This is a genomic window from Shumkonia mesophila, from assembly GCF_026163695.1.
GTDB classification, from domain to species: Bacteria; Pseudomonadota; Alphaproteobacteria; order Rhodospirillales; family Shumkoniaceae; genus Shumkonia; species Shumkonia mesophila.
The window spans coordinates 198,138-215,676 of record NZ_JAOTID010000006.1 but is presented as its reverse complement, the minus strand read 5'-3'; the positions used below and the strand labels follow the sequence as shown (position 1 = coordinate 215,676).

General features: G+C 67.0%; 15 protein-coding genes. 9 read left to right on the top strand and 6 right to left on the bottom strand.

Annotated features, from left to right (window positions below; genetic code table 11):
• Positions 1–17: 17 nt before the first annotated feature.
• Both ODR01_RS12370 and ODR01_RS12365 read left to right on the top strand, forming a co-directional pair.
• Positions 18–2,066 carry a bifunctional DedA family/phosphatase PAP2 family protein gene (locus tag ODR01_RS12370; protein ID WP_316977972.1) on the top strand — a complete coding sequence of 683 codons (2,049 nt, stop codon included), beginning with the start codon at positions 18–20 and terminating at the stop codon, positions 2,064–2,066.
• Between the two features lie 112 nt (positions 2,067–2,178).
• A complete protein-coding gene (locus ODR01_RS12365) occupies positions 2,179–2,628 on the top strand; it encodes a hypothetical protein (protein WP_316977971.1) in 450 nt (149 codons plus the stop codon).
• 7 nt (positions 2,629–2,635) lie between these two features.
• Here ODR01_RS12365 and ODR01_RS12360 read toward each other — a convergent pair whose 3' ends face one another.
• From ODR01_RS12360 to ODR01_RS12350, 3 genes are all read right to left on the bottom strand, one after another.
• A complete protein-coding gene (locus ODR01_RS12360; RefSeq protein WP_316977970.1) occupies positions 2,636–4,471 on the bottom strand; it encodes an O-acetylhomoserine aminocarboxypropyltransferase in 1,836 nt (611 codons plus the stop codon).
• Positions 4,472–4,674: 203 nt separating this feature from the next.
• Positions 4,675–5,136: a cupin domain-containing protein gene (locus tag ODR01_RS12355; RefSeq protein ID WP_316977969.1), complete on the bottom strand. Its 462-nt coding sequence runs from the start codon at positions 5,134–5,136 to the stop codon at positions 4,675–4,677.
• Positions 5,137–5,149: 13 nt separating this feature from the next.
• The gene (locus ODR01_RS12350) at positions 5,150–6,238 is read right to left on the bottom strand and encodes a RuBisCO large subunit C-terminal-like domain-containing protein (protein ID WP_316977968.1); all 1,089 of its coding nucleotides are present in this window, start codon (positions 6,236–6,238) and stop codon (positions 5,150–5,152) included.
• A gap of 271 nt (positions 6,239–6,509) precedes the next feature.
• Between ODR01_RS12350 and trxA the strand changes: the two genes are divergently transcribed.
• On the top strand, positions 6,510–6,908 hold the full coding sequence (gene trxA / locus ODR01_RS12345; protein ID WP_316977967.1) for a thioredoxin: 399 nt from the start codon (positions 6,510–6,512) through the stop codon (positions 6,906–6,908).
• A 209-nt stretch (positions 6,909–7,117) separates the two neighbouring features.
• Entirely contained in the window at positions 7,118–7,354 is a 237-nt protein-coding gene (locus ODR01_RS12340) for a DUF1178 family protein (RefSeq protein ID WP_316977966.1), read from the top strand.
• A gap of 22 nt (positions 7,355–7,376) precedes the next feature.
• Here the strand turns inward: ODR01_RS12340 and ODR01_RS12335 are convergent, their stop codons facing one another.
• Together ODR01_RS12335 and ODR01_RS12330 are read right to left on the bottom strand one after the other, a co-directional pair.
• Positions 7,377–8,084, bottom strand: a complete 708-nt coding sequence (locus ODR01_RS12335; RefSeq protein WP_316977965.1) for a GntR family transcriptional regulator — start codon at positions 8,082–8,084, stop codon at positions 7,377–7,379.
• Positions 8,077–11,010: an FAD-binding and (Fe-S)-binding domain-containing protein gene (locus ODR01_RS12330; protein ID WP_316977964.1), complete on the bottom strand. Its 2,934-nt coding sequence runs from the start codon at positions 11,008–11,010 to the stop codon at positions 8,077–8,079. Before ODR01_RS12330 ends, ODR01_RS12335 begins: the two co-directional genes overlap by 8 nt.
• Positions 11,011–11,319: 309 nt before the next feature.
• Between ODR01_RS12330 and ODR01_RS12325 the strand changes: the two genes are divergently transcribed.
• The 5 genes from ODR01_RS12325 to ODR01_RS12305 all read left to right on the top strand — a co-directional run bounded on the left by ODR01_RS12325 (position 11,320) and on the right by ODR01_RS12305 (position 16,131).
• Positions 11,320–12,492 (top strand): pyridoxal-phosphate-dependent aminotransferase family protein, encoded by a 1,173-nt coding sequence (locus tag ODR01_RS12325; protein ID WP_316977963.1) that lies wholly within the window; start codon positions 11,320–11,322, stop codon positions 12,490–12,492.
• 136 nt (positions 12,493–12,628) lie between these two features.
• Entirely contained in the window at positions 12,629–13,630 is a 1,002-nt protein-coding gene (locus ODR01_RS12320; protein ID WP_316977962.1) for a TRAP transporter substrate-binding protein, read from the top strand.
• Positions 13,631–13,718: 88 nt separating this feature from the next.
• Positions 13,719–14,222 carry a TRAP transporter small permease gene (locus ODR01_RS12315; RefSeq protein ID WP_316977961.1) on the top strand — a complete coding sequence of 168 codons (504 nt, stop codon included), beginning with the start codon at positions 13,719–13,721 and terminating at the stop codon, positions 14,220–14,222.
• An 11-nt stretch (positions 14,223–14,233) separates the two neighbouring features.
• Positions 14,234–15,514 carry a TRAP transporter large permease gene (locus ODR01_RS12310; protein WP_316977960.1) on the top strand — a complete coding sequence of 427 codons (1,281 nt, stop codon included), beginning with the start codon at positions 14,234–14,236 and terminating at the stop codon, positions 15,512–15,514.
• An 86-nt stretch (positions 15,515–15,600) separates the two neighbouring features.
• Positions 15,601–16,131 (top strand): ureidoglycolate lyase, encoded by a 531-nt coding sequence (locus ODR01_RS12305; RefSeq protein ID WP_316977959.1) that lies wholly within the window; start codon positions 15,601–15,603, stop codon positions 16,129–16,131.
• Positions 16,132–16,243: 112 nt separating this feature from the next.
• Here the strand turns inward: ODR01_RS12305 and ODR01_RS12300 are convergent, their stop codons facing one another.
• A complete protein-coding gene (locus tag ODR01_RS12300) occupies positions 16,244–17,515 on the bottom strand; it encodes a YeeE/YedE thiosulfate transporter family protein (protein ID WP_316977958.1) in 1,272 nt (423 codons plus the stop codon).
• Between the last annotated feature and the right edge of the window lie 24 nt (positions 17,516–17,539).

Genomic DNA, 17,539 nt, shown 5'->3' with positions numbered 1-17,539 from the left:
AACCGGAAAGCCCATCCTTGACCGAGCTTCTGCAGACCCTGGTCGACTTCCTGAGCGCCCATCCGGAGCTGGCGGGCGTCGTCGCCTTCCTGATCGCCATGGGCGAGGCGCTCTTGATCGTCGGCCTGTTCGTGCCGAGCACGGTGCCGCTGGTGGCGGTGGGCACGCTGGTCGGGCTGGGCAAGCTGTCGTTCTGGCCGATGCTGGCGTGGATCGGCGCCGGGGCCGTCCTGGGCGACCAGGTTTCCTATTGGATCGGCTACATCTGGCGCGACCGCCTGAAACGTTCGTGGCCGCTGGCCCGCTATCCGGCCCTGGTGGCGCGCGGCGAGGATTTCTTCCGCAAATACGGCGGCATGAGCATCTGTTTCGGGCGCTTCGTGCCGGGGGTCAAGGCGGTCATTCCCGGTATCGCCGGCATGGCCGGCATGACGCCGCTGCGCTTCACCGTCATCAACGTCCTTTCCGGCATTGCCTGGGCGCTCGCCCATCTCATACCGGGCATCACCACCGGGGCCTTGCTGGGGCTGCTTGGCGAGGTCAGCGGCCGGCTCGCCGTCGTCATCGGCGGGCTGCTGCTCATCGTTTTCCTGGCGGTGGCGGCGGGGCGCTGGCTGGTTCAGATCTTCCTGCCCTTGTTCGCCGGCCGCCATGCCGCCGTTGTCGCCTGGTGTCGCCGCCGGCCGGGCCGGCTGGCGCAATGGACGGCCCACACCTTCGATCCATCCCATCCGCGCTCGACGGGCATGATGGCCTCCGCGCTGCTGCTGCTCATTGCCGTGCCGGCCTTTTTGTATGTCGCCGGCGAAACGGAAACCGACGCGCCGCTGGCGCTCGCCGACCAGTCGCTGCTGAACCTGTTCGCCGGGCTGCGCACCGCCTGGGTGGATCAGGCCATGGTCTTCGTCACCATGCTGGGCGACGGCGTGGTCATGGTCGCCTGCACCCTGGTCGTTACCGTCTACCTGCTGTGGCGGCGGGCCTGGGGGCCGGCGGTGGGGCTGCTGATCGCGGTCGCCGGCACCGCCCTCTTCGTCACCCTCTTCAAGCTGGTGTTCCAGCACAGCCGTCCGGTCGAACTGCTCTACGCCGGCGCCGATCGCTTCAGCTTTCCCAGCGGTCACGCCGCCATCAACACCGTTCTCATCGGCGTCGTCACCGTGCTCGCCGCCCACGACCGGCCGCGCTGGATCCAGGCCTTGGCGGTTTCATTCTCCGCCGCCTATGTCACGCTGATGGCCTTCTCCCGGGTCTATCTGGGGGCCCACTGGATGTCCGACGTCCTGGCCGGGCTGCTGTTCGGCGCGGCGATGGCGGCCGTTTTCGCCTTCGTTTTCGGCGCCGAGTACACCGAGAAGATCGGCCGCCGCTGGCTGGCCGCCCTGTTCGTCGTCACCCTGGCCGGGGTGGGCGGCGGTCATGTCTTTGTCAATTACCACACCAGCCTCGCCCACTATGCGCCGCGTCCGGCGGCGGTCGTGCTGGCCGAGGCGGAATGGCGGACCCGCGACTGGCGGCGCCTGCCGGCGCGCCGCATCGAGCTGGCCGGCGGCAGCGAGGAGCCTTTGGTCCTGCAATGGGTCGGCCCGCCCGCCCGCCTGGCCCGCGAGCTGGTGGCCGACGGCTGGCAGATGCCGCCATCCTGGAGCATCGCCTCGGCCTCGGGCTTCGTCTACGGTCGAACCCCGGCGGCCTATCTTCCGGCCCTGGCGCGCCTGCACAAGGGACGCGCCCCGGTCCTCACCATGATCCGCACCGACCCGTCCCGTCCCGAGGCGGCGCGCCAGGTGCTGCGCCTGTGGCCGACGATGTTCCGCGTCGAGGCCGGAGGGCGCCTTGCGCGGCTCTATGTCGGGGCCGTCCTGACCGAACGGGTGGTCCGCCCGTTCGGCCAACTGTCGCTGATCCGCCGGGAGGGGGAAAGCGTTCCCGGCGCCGAAGAGTTGCTGGCGGGGCTGCCCGGCGCCATTCTCGTCCGGCGCGGGCGCGCCCATGGCGCCACGGTGCTGGCCGGGGGCACGACCGGGCCGGCGAGCATGGCGAAAACCCCGCCCCCGCACGACTGAGCGCACCGCCCGTCCGGCGGTATCGATGTCATAATGGCGCCATCTTTTGGCGATGGAATGATCGCCTCGATGGAGACGGCGGACGTCCGCCGGGGCTCGCAAGAGGTGGATCATGATGAAATTCGTTCTTGCCGGTGCCGCCGTTCTCGGGTTCGCGCTGGTCGCGGCGGCCCCCGCGCCCGCCCAGGCCGACGGCTGGGGCCACCACCATCGTCATTATCGTCACTGGGACGACGGGCCGCGCTATCGCTCCGGGGTGAGCTTCTATTTCGGCCCGCCCTACGTCTACCATCGGCCGCCGCCCGTGGTGGTCTACCGCTACGCGCCGCCGCCCGTGGTGGTCTACCGCGAGCCGGCGCCGCAGATCGTCTACGCGCCGCCGCCGCAGGTCGCCTATGTGTCGCCGCCGGTTTCCGCGGTGCCGGCCTCGCCCGTCTACACCGATGCCGCCGGCCGCACCTGCCGCGAGTACCAGACGACGGTGAGCGTCGGCGGCGCCGCCCAGCCCGGCTACGGCACCGCCTGCCTGCAGGCCGACGGCTCCTGGCGGATCGTGCGCTGAGGCCAGCCTAGCCGGCCGCCGTCAACGCCCTGTCCAGGTCGGCGATGATGTCCTCGGCCGATTCGAGGCCGATCGAGAGGCGGATGACGTCCGGTCCCGCCCCGGCGGCGACGCGCTGTTCGTCGGTCAACTGGCGGTGCGTGGTGCTGGCCGGATGGAGGATCAGCGAGCGGGTGTCGCCGATGTTGGCCAGATGGCTGAACAGCTCCACCGTCTCGACCACCTTGACGCCCGCCGCGAAGCCGCCCTTGACGCCGAAGGTGAAGACGCTGCCCGGCCCCTTGGGCAGGTACTTGTCGGCCAGCCCGCGGTAGGGCGAGGCGGGGAGCCCGGCATAGGACACCCACGCCACCTGCGGGTGCCCGTCCAGGAATTCGGCGACGCGCCTGGCGTTCTCGACATGGCGCTCCATGCGCAGCGCCAGGGTCTCGATGCCGGTGATCGTCAAAAACGCGTTCATCGGCGCCATCGTCGGGCCGAAGTCGCGCAAGGCCACGGCGCGGGCCTTGGTGGTGAAGGCAAAGTCGCCGAAGGTCTCGTAGAAGGTGAGGCCGTGATAGGCCGGCTCGGGCTGGGCCAGCGACGGGAACTTGTCGTTCTGCGCCCAGTCGAAGCGTCCCGATTCGATGACCGCGCCGCCCAGCGCGTTGCCGTGCCCCGACAGGAACTTGGTGGTCGAATGGACGACGATGTCGGCCCCCCACTCGAAGGGCCGGCAGAGGTACGGCGTGGCCAGCGTGTTGTCGACGATCAGCGGGATGCCGGCCTCGTGCGCGATGGCCGCCACACCCTCGATGTCGACGATGACGCCGCCGGGGTTGGCCAGCACCTCCAGAAAGATGCCCTTGGTCCTGGGCGTGATGGCGCGGCGGAAGTTCTCGGGCTCGGCGGGGTCGACGAAATGGCAGGTCCAGCCCAGTTTCTTGAAGGACAGGCCGAACTGGGTGAGGGTCCCGCCGTAAAGATTGCGGCTGGCCACGAACTCGTCGCCCGGCTCCAGCAGGGTGAAGAAGGTCAGGAACTGCGCGGCGTGGCCCGAGGCGGCGCAGACGGCGGCCCGCCCGCCCTCCAGGCTGGCCAGGCGTTCCTCCAGCACGCTGACGGTCGGATTGTTCAGCCGCGAATAGATGAAGCCGAAGGTGTGCAGGTTGAACAGGCTGGCGGCGTGATCGACATCGTCGAACACATAGGCGGTGTTCTGGAAGATCGGCGTCACGCGCGCCCCGGTGGTGGGGTCGGGGCTGGCGCCGGCGTGGATCGCCCGCGTCTCGAAGCCGTGCAGGGGGGTCTTCCAGCCGGTGCCGGCGCCGGCCGGCCTGCGGGCGCCGCCCTCGCGGCCGGGGGCGTGGCGGGCGCGGGCCGAGACGATGCCGGAATTGACGCCGCCCCACGACAGTTCGCCGCCCAGGCGCCCGTATTCGATCTTGGGGCAGCGGTCCATGACGACGGTGAGCCCGGCGGCCTCGGCCTTCGCCGCCGCCGCGTCGTTGCGCACGGAAAGCTGCATCCACACCACGCGGATGCCCTTGGCGGGAGCAAGGGCGATGGCTTCATCGGTAATCGGCCCGGCGGCCTTCGAATTGCGGAAGATATCGACCATGTCGAAGGGCTCGGGAATGTCGGCCAGGCTGCCGTAGACCGCCTCGCCGTCGACCATCTGGCCGGCCAGCCCGGGGTTGACCGGGATGACCTTGAAACCCTTCTCGCGCAGATAGCGGGCGACGAAATAGCTGGGCCGGTTGGGGTGGGCCGAATAGCCGACCATGGCGATGGTCGAAACGCCGGCCAGCACCTCGCGGATGTGGGCGTCGGAGTAGGTGAGCGGGGCAGGGGTATCGGGCATGGCGGTCATCCGGTGATGCAATGGGCCGGCGCATCATGAATCCGCCCGGCCATCGGGGCAAGGGGGCCATAATGTGGCGACAGATGCTTTTTTCGTCATGCCCGCACTTGATGCGGGCATCCACGTCTTCACAAGCACCGAAAGAAAGGCGTGGATGGCCGGAACAAGTCCGGCCATGACGATTTAAAAGGGCACTATGCCTGTCACCGGAATTGGCCGTCGAGAAAGGTGGCCACCGCGGGGTCGCGCCTCAACGCGGCCAGGTCCTCGGCCGTCGGCAGCTGCGGCTTATCGCGTTTCGCGTTGACCATGCAGAGGAAGCCCATCGGCTCTCCGGCACTTGCCCGGAACTGGTGCCAGGCCATCGGCGGGATGGCCACCAGGTCGTGCGCCTTCACCGCGCGCACCTGGCCGCCGACCAGGCAGGTGCCGTGACCCCTCAGGATCATCACGCCGTGGGCGTGCTCGTGGCGCTCCAGCGTCGAATGGCCGCCGGCCGCCATCTCGAAATAGCGCAGCTCGCAGGCGAGTTCCGGCTCGGCGAACAGCACCTGGCGGGTGATCGCCTTGAAGGGAGCGGCGCCATTCTCCTTGTAGGCCAGCACGTCGACATCCTGCCAGCGGCAGCCGGCCAACGCTTCGCGAACGGCGGTCTTTGAATCCATGGGCGTCCCTATCCTAGGTGCCGGCGTGGCGGGCGACCCGGCGGGTGAAAGCGGTGGCCCCGGCGGCCAGCCCGTCGCCCGCCGCCAGCAGGTTGCCGCCGATCAGCAACATGGTGTCGTTTCCATAGAAATCGAGGATTTCGTCGACCCGGTCCAGCGTCATGCCGCCGGCCGGCACCGGCACGCAGGGCCTGACTCCCGGCCACGGCCGACGGGCGGCCCCGGCCAAATCCCGGCAGGTTTCCGGGGAATAGCCGAAGCGGCCGCCGTGGTTGGGAAAGACGGTGGCGTCGGCCCCCAAGAGGCGAAACAGCGTGCCCAGCAGGAAGGGGGGCGCGATGCCGGCCGCCCCGGCCATCGCCGGATGGGTCATGAAGGCGACCTCGGGAAATTCGCGGGTCAGCGCGTGGAAGGTGGACAGTCCAGCGATCATCGGCGTCACCAGCACGCCGTCCAGTCCCTCGTCCAAGGCCAGGCGGACTTGGGCGCGCATGCTCTCCAGGTGTCCCGACAGGCTGGGCAGATAGCGGGTCGGCCCGCCCACGGCGCGCACGGCGGCGGCCACCGCCGCCACCCGAAGGGGGTAGGGGCTATAGGCCTGGTCGGCCAGGCCGTGGTCGTCCTTGATGAAGTCGATGCCGCCCTCGGCCATGCGGGCGGCAAGCCGGGCCAAGCCCTCGGGCGCCAGGCCCTGGGGCTTCAAGGCCGAGCAGGTCATGGCCCGCGTGGCGGCACCGCAACGCGCCCTGAGGCCGGCCAGCCCGAGGTTCGGCCCGCCGAAGGCGGCGGTGACGTCGGGCGGAAGGATGGCATCTTCCAGCGCGACGTCGTCGTGGATCGAGGTGTTGCCGAACAGCATGTTGATCAACTGGCCGGGCTCCGGCCCGGTGGTGGCGACGGCCAAGCCGATCCGCACCCGGAAGGCGCCGTCGCCGATCTCCTCGATCCCCTCGACGGCGCCGACGATGTCGGCCAGCACGGCCTTGTCGGCGATGGCGGAGAGCGGCATCTCGACGCTCTGCTCGACGGCGATGGCCCGGGCCCGGGCCTCGATGTCCCGGGCGGTGCTGGCGACGCGATAGACGGCGGTGATGCGCGGCATGCTTTCTCCCAAGCGGGCTTGCCCGGTCGTTCGGCATCATATAGGCGGGGGCGGCCGGCAATCCACCCCGCGGGCGCTCCTGGCACGGCGGACTTTTTGAGACCGCTGTGGCGTTGATGTTTGCTTTTGCACGACGGCCTTCTTAAGTTTGAAAAATGCCTATGGATGGGCGTTGATTGATGATGCGCGTCGCAAACCGGCCGGCCGGCGGCTTGGCGCTTCCGGCGGCGAAGGAAATGTCAATCCGTCCGAACTCAGACAGGAGAGACGTATGGCGACGATTGCCATGACTGCCGAGAATTTCGAGAACACCATCCTGGAGAACGACATCGTTCTCATCGATTTCTGGGCGGACTGGTGCCAGCCCTGCCGGACCTTCGGGCCGGTTTTCGAAAAGGTTTCGGAAAAGCACCCCGACGTCATCTTCGCCAAGGTGGATACCGAGGCCGAGCAGGAGATCGCGGCGCAGTTCGGCATCCGCTCGATTCCGACGCTGGCCATCTTCCGCGAGAAGGTGCTGCTGTTCAATCAGGCCGGCGCGCTGCCGGAATCGACGCTGGAACAGGTGATCGCCCGGGTCAAGGACCTCGACATGGACGAGGTCAGGACCGCCATCGCTGAGGAGAACGCCAAGGCCGAAGAGGCCGGCGAGCCTTCCAACGAGCGGTGAGCACCCATTTTCCCTCTCCGCCTTCGGGGGAGAGGGAGGGGCCCGCGCCGCAGGCGCGGGAGGGAGAGGTGGTTCTCGACGCTTCTGGAAATCCCCACCTCACCCCGGCCCTCCGCCCCCAAGGGGCAGAGAGGGAATGCCGAGCGGTTGCTTTGGCGGTCTTCTCGCCTTACATTCCCGGCGCATTCTGACCTGCAAGGAAGTCCACGATGATCGTCTTCAGCCTGCGCTGCGCCAAGGGCCACGTATTCGACGAATGGTTCGCCTCGGGCGGCGAGTACGAGGCCAAGGCGAAAGCCGGAGAGCTTCGCTGCCCGCAATGCGGCAATGGCGACGTGGCCAAGGCCATCATGGCGCCCCGCGTCAGTTCCGGCAACGAAAAGGCCGCCCCGGCGGCGCCCTGCGCGACCTGCGGTCAGGAGGGCGGCTGCCCCTGGGCGGCCTGAGGTTCGGGCCTCTTCTTTCCCGTCAGCCGACCGCTTCGCGGACACTTTCGGTGGCGAACATCGCTTCCCTCACGGTTTCGCCCTTGTTCGACAGGTGCTCCTTGAGAAGGGAAGCCAGCAGCGGGCCGTTGCGGGCCTCCAGCGCCTTCAGGATCTTCTCGTGTTCCTCGACCGCGCGGGTCCAGCGGGCCCGGGACATGTTGGCGCGGAAACGGGCCGGGCTGACCCGTCCCGACAGGCTGCGGAAGATGTTGGACAGCGTCGGGTTGCGCGCCGCCGCCAGCATGGCCTCGTGGATGGCCTGGTTGAGGTGGAAATATTCCGGCAGCTCGCCCTTCTGGAAGTGCACCACCATCTGGTAGTGCAGCGCCCGGATCTCGGCCAGCTCGGCCTCGGTGATGCGCTGGCAGGCCAGTTCGCCGGCCAGGGCCTCCAGCGCCCCCATGACCGGGAACATCTCCTCGACGTCGCTGAGCGTGAACTCGGCCACCGTGGCGCCGCGGTTGGGCGTCAGCTCGACCAGCCCCTCGGAGGCCAGGACCTTCAGGGCCTCGCGCAGCGGCGTGCGGGAAATGGCGAAGCGCTCGCACAGCAGGCGCTCGTTGATGCGCGTGCCGGGGCGGAACTCGCCTTCGACGATGAGGTCGCGCAACCGGCTGACCACTTCGTCGTGCAGGGATCTGCGTGTGATGGGTTCGGGCATGGCGGTCGGCATTCTCTCCTTATCCATTCGGGATTTCCAGCGCGCTTTTGAGCACGCTCGCCACATGATGGGCGTCACGCCGGGTTCCGTCGTGGATCTGGTGTCGGCAGCTGGTACCGTCGGCGACGATGATCACGTCTTCGCCGGCCGCCCGCACGGCGGGCAGCAGGGCCTCCTCGGCCATCTTCATCGAAACGTCGTAGGTCGCGGCGTTATAGCCGAAGGCGCCGGCCATGCCGCAGCAGCTCGTCGACACGGTTTCGACCGTCAGGCCGGGAATGAGTTTCAGCGCCTTCTCGACCGTCGGCATCAGGGCGAAAGCCTTCTGGTGGCAGTGGCCGTGCAGCAGGGCCCGCCGCCCCTCCATGGATTTCAGCGGCAGGCGGAGCCTGCCGGCGGCGCTCTCGGCGGCCAGGAATTCCTCGAAGGTGACGGCCAAGGCGGCCAGGGCGTCGGTGTCGGGGCCGGGGATCATGGCCTTGAACTCGTCGCGCAGCGTCAACAGGCACGAAGGCTCCAAGCCGATCACCGGCATGCCCTTTCCGACGAAGGGCGTGAGCGAATCGATCATCCGCCGGGCTTCGGCCTTGGCCTCGTCGATCAGCCCGGCCGACAGGAAGGTGCGCCCGCAGCACAGCGGCCGGCCGCCGTCGGCGGGTTTCGCCACATGCACGCGATAGCCGCCGGCCACCAGAACGTCCAGCGCGTCCTTCAGGTTCCCCGGCTCGAAGTAGATGTTGAAGGTGTCGCCCAGCAGCACCACCGGGCGGCCGTCGGAGGGCCCGAAGGCGGTTTCCCGGGGCAGGAACGGGCTGCCCTGCCAGGCCGGCAGGGTGCGCTTGCGGCTGAAGCCCAGCGTCTTTTCGCCGAGCCAGGCGGCGCCCGGCAGCCGGTCGCGCAGGTTCATGAAAAAGGCCAGGCGCGAGGCCAGCCCGGCATAGCGCGGCAGGAAGGCGACCAGCCGTTCGCGCAGCTTGAGGCCGTGGCGTTTGGCGTACTGGTACAGGAACTCGATCTTCATGCGGGCCATGTCGACGCCGGTCGGGCATTCCCGCTTGCAGCCCTTGCAGCTGACGCAGAGCTGCATGGTCTCGTACATTTCGTCGGACGTCAGCGCCTCGGGGCCGAGCTGGCCGGTCAGGGCCAGGCGCAAGGTGTTGGCCCGGCCGCGCGTCAGGTGCTTCTCGTCGCGCGTCGCGCGGAACGACGGGCACATGACGTCGACGTCGAGCTTCCGGCAGGCGCCGTTGTTGTTGCACATCTCGGTGGCGCCGGCGAAACCGCCCCATTCCGACCAGTCCAGCCCGGTTTGGATGGGCAATTCGCCGTAGCCGGGCTTGAAGCGGAAAAGGGCGCGGTCGTCCATTTTCGGCGCCCGCACGATCTTGCCGGGATTGAACAGGTTGGAGGGATCGAAGGTGTCCTTGACCGTCTCGAAGGCCTTGACCATGCGCGGGCCGAACATCGCCTCGTGGAATTCCGAGCGCGAGATGCCGTCGCCGTGCTCGCCGGAATGCGAGCCCTTGTATTCGCGGACCAGCGCGAAGGCTTCTTCGGCAATGGCGCGCATGGCCTTGGCGCCCAGGTCCTGCTTCAAGTTGAGCACCGGGCGGACGTGCAGGCAGCCGACCGAGGCGTGGGCATACCAGGTGCCGCGCGTGCCGTGCTTCTCGAACACCCGGGTCAGGCGGTCGGTGTATTCCGCCAAGTCGGTCAGCGGCACCGCGCAGTCCTCGATGAACGAGATCGGTTTGCCGTCCCCCTTCATCGACATCATGATGTTCAGGCCGGCCTTGCGCACCGTCGAGATGGCATTCTGAAAGGCCGGATCGAGGGCTTCCACCACGGCATCCGGGAAGCCGAGATCGCCCATCAACTCGCAGAGTTGGCGCAGCTGACGCAGCGGCGCCTCGGCGTCGTCGGCGGCGAATTCGACCACCAGCACGGCGGCCGGGTCGCCCTTGACGAATTTCTCCACCGTCGGGCGGAACAGCGGGATGTCGCGGGCCAGCCCGATCATCGTGCGATCGATCAACTCCACCGCGTAGGGGTCGAGGGCGACGATGTGACGGGTCGACTCCATCGCCCGATAGAAGGTCGGGAAATGGCAGACCCCCACCACCTTGTGCCTGGGGAGGGGATGCAGCTTGAGCTTGAGCGCCGTCGAGCAGGCCAGCGTGCCTTCCGAGCCGACCAGCAGGCGCGCCGCGCGCGAGGCGAACGGCTTGTCGCCGGGGGTCAGCGCGTCGATGTTGTAGCCGCCGACGCGGCGCTGCACCTTGGGGAACCGGCGCTCGATTTCCTCGGCTTCGTCGTGGGCCAGGCGGCACAGCGGGGCCAGCACGTCGCGCAGGCCGGCCGGCACGCCGGGGGCGTCGAGGTCGGCCGGCAGGTCCTCGAAGTGCAGCTTGCGGCCGTCGGCCAACAGCGCGTCGATGGCCAGCACGTTGTCGGCCATCAGGCCGTAGCGCAGCGAATGGGCGCCCGAGCTGTTGTTGCCGGCCATGCCGCCGATGGTGGCCCGGCTGGAGGTCGAGGGATCGACCGCGAAATGCAGGCCGCCCTTCTTGAGCCGGGCGTTCAGGACATCCAGCACGATGCCCGGCTGGACGGTGACCGTGCGGCCTTCCGGCGAGAAGTCGAGGACGGCGTTGATGTGCTTGGTGAAGTCGACGAGCAGGGCCTGGCCGATGGCCTGGCCGTTTTGCGACGAGCCGCCGCCGCGGGGTACCACCGGCACGCCCTCGTCGGCGGCGATCTGGAGGACGGCAACGACGTCGGCCTCGGTCTTCGGCACGACGACGCCGACCGGCTCGATCTGGTAGATCGAGGCGTCGGTGCTGTAGCGGCCGCGCGAGAAGGCGTCGAACAGCACCTCGCCCTCGATCTCGCGGCGCAACCGCGCCGCCAGCGCGCTGTCTCCAACCCGATTCCTGTTGACGTTCGCTTTCATGGGCGGGGCCACATTAGCGCTGCCGGATCGCCCCAGGCAAACGTCTTGATGAAGAATTTTTTTGCATTCATTATTCGTACACGATTTTCGGGGCCAAGTCGATTCCGGAAATTTTTTGTTAACCCATTGTAACTTCATAATTTCAATTTCAAAACGAGATAAATCTTGAAAATCCTCGCTTGCCATCCCCAGGAAAGTATGCATTCATAATTCATGCTTGGGTCCAAGAAAGAGGGAATGGCGAACATGCCGCCGTATCGCCTCGGCCCTTGGCAACCCGACCGTCTTCATCCTTTGGGGGTTTAACGCATGCTCAACACCTACCAGGCCGGCCGCCACTTCCTGCAGATTCCGGGGCCGACGAACGTTCCGGATCGCATCCTGCACGCGATGGCGAAACCGACGATGGACCACCGTGGCCCGGAATTCGGCCGCATGGCGCGAGACATCCTCGAAGGTCTGAAGCCCATCTTCAAATGCGCCGGACCGGTGATCGTCTATCCGTCGTCGGGCACCGGGGCCTGGGAGGCGGCGCTGAGCAACACCCTGCAGCCGGGCGACAAGGTTCTGATGTTCGAAACCGGCCACTTCGCCACCCTGTGGCACGAGATGGCGACGCGCCTGGGCCTGGACGCGCAGTTCGTTCCCGGCGACTGGCGCCACGGCGTCGATCCCGAGGTCGTCGAGAAGACTCTCGCCGAGGATCGCGCCCACACCATCAAGGCGGTGTGCTGCGTCCACAATGAAACTTCCACCGGCGTGACGTCGCGCATCGGCGAGGTGCGCAAGGCGATGGATCGCGCCAAGCACCCGGCGCTCTTGTTCGTCGACACCATCTCGTCGCTGGCTTCGCTCGATTACCGGCATGACGAATGGGGCGTCGACGTCACCGTCGCCTGTTCGCAGAAGGGCCTGATGCTGCCCCCCGGCCTCGGCTTCAACGCCCTTTCCGAGAAGGCGATCAAAGTGGCGGAGAAGGGCGGTTTCCCGCGCTCCTACTGGCGCTGGGAGGCGATGCTGAACCCGAACAAGACCGGCTACTTCCCCTACACCCCGGCCACCAACCTGCTCTATGGCCTGCGCGAGGCCATCGCCATGCTGACGGAGGAGGGGATGGAGAACGTCTTCGCCCGCCACGCCCGGCACGGCGAGGCGACGCGGCGCGCGGTCAGGGCCTGGGGCCTGGAGATCCAGTGCCTGGACGAGCGCGAATACAGCGGCGTGCTGACCGCCGTGCGTCTGCCCGACGGGCATAACGCCGACGCTTTCCGCAAGGTGGTGCTCGAGAACTTCAACATGTCCCTGGGCAACGGCCTTAGCAAGCTGCAAGGCAAGGTCTTCCGCATCGGGCATCTGGGGGATTTCAACGATCTCTCGCTCTGCGGTACCCTGGCCGGTGTGGAAATGGGTCTCGGCCTGGCCGGCGTCCCCCACAACAAGGGCGGCATCCAGGCCGCCATGGACTATCTGCAGAAGGAATAGCTCGCCCTACGAAACGTCCTTGGGCCGCTGCCGTGCGGAAGAAAAAGGAACGCCCGCCTGGCCGCGGCCCCAATAAAAAAATCCATAACGCCTGAACCCACCGGTTCGAACCGATAACGCAAGGGAGAACTCTTTCATGAAGACCGAAAAAACCTTGAAGGCACTGACGATCCTGGGAGCCGCCGCGCTCTTGGGCGCGTTCACCTCGCAGGCCGTTGCCGCCGAACTCGAAATCAAGCTGGGCCACAACGGCAGCCCGGGCTCGCTGTTCGATGCCAGCGCGGTCGAGTTCGCCAAGATGGTCAACCCGAAACTGGCGGGCAAGGCCAAGGTCGTCGTCTACGGCTCCGAGCAGCTGGGTAAAGACGAGGAAATGCTGAAGAAGCTGCGCCTCGGTACCGCCCACCTCGCGCTGAATTCCACGATCATGGCGCAGATGGTCGATGTCATCGGCTTGTTCGAGCTGCCCTATCTGGTGCGCGACCGCGAGCACATGAAGCGCATCGAGAAGGAAGTTTTCTGGCCGATGATCGCGCCGATCGCCGAGAAGAAGAACTTCAAGATTCTGGCGGTGTGGGAAAACGGGTTCCGCCACATCACCAACAACAAGCAACCGATCGTCAAGCCGGCCGACCTCGCCGGCATCAAGCTGCGCACGCCGTCCTCGAAGTGGCGCGTCGCCATGTTCAAGGCCTATGGCGCCAACCCGTCGCCGCTGCCCTATGGCGAAGTGTTCGTGGCGCTGCAGACCGGCACCTTCGACGGCCAGGAAAACCCGTTCCCGCAAATCGTCGGCGGGCGGTTCCAGGACGTGCAGAAGTACCTGTCCTTGACCGGCCACGTCTACTCGCCGGCCTTCGTCGTCGCCGACGTCCAGCACTGGCCGAAGGTGCCCGCCGACGTCCGCAAGATCATCGAGGACACGGCGAAGGAGGCCCAGGCCTTCGTGTTCAAGACCTCGGCCAAGATGGACGAAGACTACCTCGTCGAAGTGAAGAAGGCCGGCATGCAGGTCAACGAGGCCGACAAGGACGCCTTCGTCGAGGCCAGCAAGTCGGTGTACGCGGACTTCGCCAAGGTCGTCCCCGGCGCCGACGAGATGATCGCGAAGTCTCTCGCGGTAGCCAAAGCCAAGTAAGAACGCTCTTGTTCCGGGAGGGGGGCGTGGCCTCGCGCCCCCCCGTCCCGCGCGAGCGAAGACAAACGGTCGGCAGGGAGTGACGCGCGTGACCGCATACAAGAGTTTCTACAAGTTCTACGGGCGATTGCTCGAGTACATCACCATCATCCTCATGGTGGGTCTTCTGACCGTGGTGGTGCTCGGCTTCACCTATCGTTGGTCCGGCAACTCGCTGTCCTGGTACGACGAGGTGGCCTCCGTCATGTTGTGCTGGCTGACCTACTACAGCGCCGCCCTGGGGGCGCTCAAGCGGGCGCACATCGGCATCCCCTCCATCATCGTCGCCGTCAAGCCGGTCATCCGGGTTCCCCTGGTGATATTCGGCGAGATTATCGTCATCGGCTTCTTCGTCGTGCTGGCCTGGATGGGCATCAGGGTGCTGGGCGCGCTCGAAGGCCAGACGCTGGTCAGCCTGCCCGGCATTTCCCTGCAGATCACCCAGTCCGTCATTCCGATCGGCGCCGTCCTCTTCGTGATCGCCGAACTCCTCAATCTGCCCGAGATCTGGAAAGAAGCGACCGGGCAGGTCGAGATGAAGATCCAGCACTAGGAGGACGCCCCATGACTATTTTCATAATGCTCGTCGCCATGATCCTCCTGTGCCTCTTCAACGTGCCGATCGCCGTCTCGTTGGCGGTCGTGGCATCGGTGACGATGTTCATCACCCAGGGTCCCGACATCCTGCCCAACATCGCGCTGGTGATGTTCGAGGGCGCCACCAACTTCCCGCTGATCGCCATTCCGCTGTTCATCTTCGCCGGCGCCATCATGAATGCCGGCGGCCTGTCGCGCCGCCTGATCGCCTTCGCCTCGGCCTGCCTGGGGTTCATCAAGGGCGGCTTGGCCATGGTGACCATCGCGGCTTCCATGTTCTTCGCCGAGATTTCGGGCTCGGCCGTGGCCGGCGTCGCGGCGCTGGGCACCATCCTGATCCCGGCCATGAAGAGCAAGGGCTATCCCGCCCCCTTCGCGGTGGCCGTCACGTCTTCGGCGGCGACGCTGGCCATCATTATCCCGCCCTCGATCCCGATGATCATCTACGCCGTCATGGCGCAGGTTTCGGTGGTGCAGGTGTTCATCACCGGTTTCGTGCCGGGGGTGATCGGCGGCGTCGGCATGATGATCATGTCCTATTGGTTCGCCCGCCGGAACAACTACCCGGTCGAGGAGGTCTTCAAGCTCGGCCGCGTGTGGCGGACGTTCAAGGATGCGTGGCTCGCGCTGACGCTGCCGCTCATCGTGCTGGGCGGCATCTTCGGCGGCTTCGTGACCGCCACCGAGGGCGCCGGGTTGGCGGTCCTCGCCTCGCTGGCGATCGGAGTTGTCTACCGCGAGCTGAGCTGGGGCCTGTTGCGCAAGGAACTGGTTTCCGGTGGCGTGCAGACCGCGGTGGTGCTGATGCTGGTCGCCGGATCGGCGCTGATCGGCGTCTTCCTCACCGAGGAGAAGATGCCGCAGTTGCTGGCCGCACAAATTCTCGAGATCACACAGAACAAGTATCTCGTCCTCCTGCTGCTCAACGTGTTCTTCCTGGTCATCGGCTTCTTCCTGCATTCGGCCGCCGCCATCATCCTGGTGGTCCCGATCGTCATGCCGCTGATCACCACGGTGGGCATCGATCCCGTGCACTTCGGCCTGATCGTCGCGCTGAACCTGGCGATCGGCCAGCAGACGCCGCCGGTGGCCAGCGTGCTCATCGCCGCCTGCTCGGTCGGCAAGGCCGACATCTGGGAAGTCACGAAGGTCAATGTCTGGTTCATCGGCCTTCTGACCATCCTGTTGTTGTTGCTGACCTATGTGCCGGGGCTTGCATTGCTGCCCGTCGAGATCTTCTATCGGTGAGAACTGAGGCCGCGCGTCCCGGACCTTCGGGTTCGGGGCGCGCGGTTCTTTTTCCGGAAACAGGCACCACGATGCCGGGAGATCGAATGATGACCCTCAAAGCCAAGCCGCTGACGCCGGACGCCTTCAAACCCTATGGCCAGGTCCTGATGGGCCCGGGTCAGGGCCCCGAGCGTTACGAATTCGCCGCCGCCGTCGACAACCGCCGCGGCGACAAGGCCAAGGCCAATTTCACCTTCATGCGCAGCAAGCTGGCCCAGGCGCCCGTGACCGTGCGCGCCATGGAGCGCCACATCCATTCCAACCAGATCTTCGTGCCGATGAACGGCACCGCCTATCTGGTGGCGGCGTGCCCGTCGACGGCCAAGGGCGATCCCGACATCGCCCGCATGGAGGTCTTCGTCGCCACCGGCGGCCAGGCCATCAACCTCGACACCAACGTTTGGCACGCCCCCAACACGCCGCTGGGGGCGCCTGGCGAGTTTGTCATGCTGCGCTTCGACGACGGCAGCCCGGCCGATACCGAGCTGCGCCCGCTGGACACCCCCATCGAGGTCGACGTGTCGGCCTGCCTGCCCTCCTTCGGCGGCGCCGGCGGTCGCACCGACAGCTACTGAACTCATTGGGCCGCCGGGGCGACGGCTCCGGCGCATCATGAAAAAGGGGCGACTCCGCTTTGCTGCGGCGCCGCCCCTTTCCGCTTCCGGCGCCACGCCGGAAGCGTCCCCCTCAGACGACGGTGAAGCGCTCCGTCGATTCGTTGTAGCGAACGAACGCGTACCACAGGCCGAGCAGCCCGGCGGTCAGCGCGTAGGTGCCGCCCCAGCCGCCCAGCAGGACCGGCAGGTATGCCTGTTCGCCAACCATGGTGGCCTCGACCAGATCCAGCGTCATTTCGGCGGTCAGGAGATCGAAGGGCTTGACCAGGGCGTTGAACAGCGACCCCGACCAGGCGAAGAAGAACACCGCCACCCACAGCTTCACCTGACCCTCGCCGGCCCGCCACAAGGCCCCCGACCCGCAGCCGCTGGCGAAGATCATGCCGAACCCGAACAGCCCGCCGCCGATCAGCGAGCCGATCCAGAAACGGGCCGGGTTGGCCAGGTAGGGATCGACGATTTCGCGCTGCAGCAGGATCGAGGCCAGCGGCAGGCCGACGGCCAAGCCGACCAGCAGGGCCTTGGTCATGGTGCCGTCGCCGGTCATGAAGGGCTCGCGGATGGCCCGGGCCACGCAGAACCGCGAGCGGTGCAGCGTGAAGCCCAGGGCGAAGCCGGCCAGCACGACGACGGCCCGGGTGGCCAGTTTCTCGTCGCCCGCCATCAGCCACGCGGCCGCCCAGGCAAGAATGACGAGGCCCATGAGGGCGCCGATCTTGCCGCCGTGCGTCTTGACCCAGGCGGTGTTGACGGGCTTCGGCGGCGTGGTTCCCCACTTGATGTTACCCAGCGTCCACATCAGGACCTTGAGGCCGACGATGGCGCCGATCATCAGGCCGATAAGATTGACCCAGGCGGAGGCCGCGAAGAACAGCGCCGGCGTGAAGAAGCCGCCGACGGTGCAGCCGCCGGCCAGGCTGGCGCCGACCCCCATGAAGGTGCCGCCCACCGCGCCCCACACGTAGTCGAGACGGCGCGCCCGGGCGATCTGGAAGTCGCCCGACATCATCGCCGCCGCGCAGGCTCCGAGGACGAGCGTGATGTTCATCAGCGAGATGCGGTGCATCAGCGGGTTTTCGAGGTGATCGCCGATGCCCAGCAGGCCGCCGAGGCCGATCAGGCTGTTGAACCAGTCCCCCCACAGCTTGAGGCCGCCGAAAACGCCCCAGAACTGGCCGTCCATCATCAGGCCCAAGGAAAGGGCGACCAACACGATGCTGCCGAGGTAGGGCGACCAGCGTTCGACGAACAGCGCCCGGAAATCCTCGCGAAATCCGTCGAGCCACACCGGGCTGGCGGTTTCGGCAATTTCGACGGCCAGATCATTCGATGGGGGGGTCAAGGTCGTATCCCTCGTTGTCTCGTG

Coding starts and splice junctions, on each gene's coding strand:
- ODR01_RS12365 (WP_316977971.1), top strand. CDS start 2,179: ATGATGAAATTCGTTCTTGCCGGTGCCGCCGTTCTCGGGTTCGCGCTG.
- ODR01_RS12360 (WP_316977970.1), bottom strand. CDS start 4,471: ATGCCCGATACCCCTGCCCCGCTCACCTACTCCGACGCCCACATCCGC.
- ODR01_RS12355 (WP_316977969.1), bottom strand. CDS start 5,136: ATGGATTCAAAGACCGCCGTTCGCGAAGCGTTGGCCGGCTGCCGCTGG.
- ODR01_RS12350 (WP_316977968.1), bottom strand. CDS start 6,238: ATGCCGCGCATCACCGCCGTCTATCGCGTCGCCAGCACCGCCCGGGAC.
- trxA (WP_316977967.1), top strand. CDS start 6,510: ATGGCGACGATTGCCATGACTGCCGAGAATTTCGAGAACACCATCCTG.
- ODR01_RS12340 (WP_316977966.1), top strand. CDS start 7,118: ATGATCGTCTTCAGCCTGCGCTGCGCCAAGGGCCACGTATTCGACGAA.
- ODR01_RS12335 (WP_316977965.1), bottom strand. CDS start 8,084: ATGGATAAGGAGAGAATGCCGACCGCCATGCCCGAACCCATCACACGC.
- ODR01_RS12330 (WP_316977964.1), bottom strand. CDS start 11,010: ATGAAAGCGAACGTCAACAGGAATCGGGTTGGAGACAGCGCGCTGGCG.
- ODR01_RS12325 (WP_316977963.1), top strand. CDS start 11,320: ATGCTCAACACCTACCAGGCCGGCCGCCACTTCCTGCAGATTCCGGGG.
- ODR01_RS12320 (WP_316977962.1), top strand. CDS start 12,629: ATGAAGACCGAAAAAACCTTGAAGGCACTGACGATCCTGGGAGCCGCC.
- ODR01_RS12310 (WP_316977960.1), top strand. CDS start 14,234: ATGACTATTTTCATAATGCTCGTCGCCATGATCCTCCTGTGCCTCTTC.
- ODR01_RS12305 (WP_316977959.1), top strand. CDS start 15,601: ATGATGACCCTCAAAGCCAAGCCGCTGACGCCGGACGCCTTCAAACCC.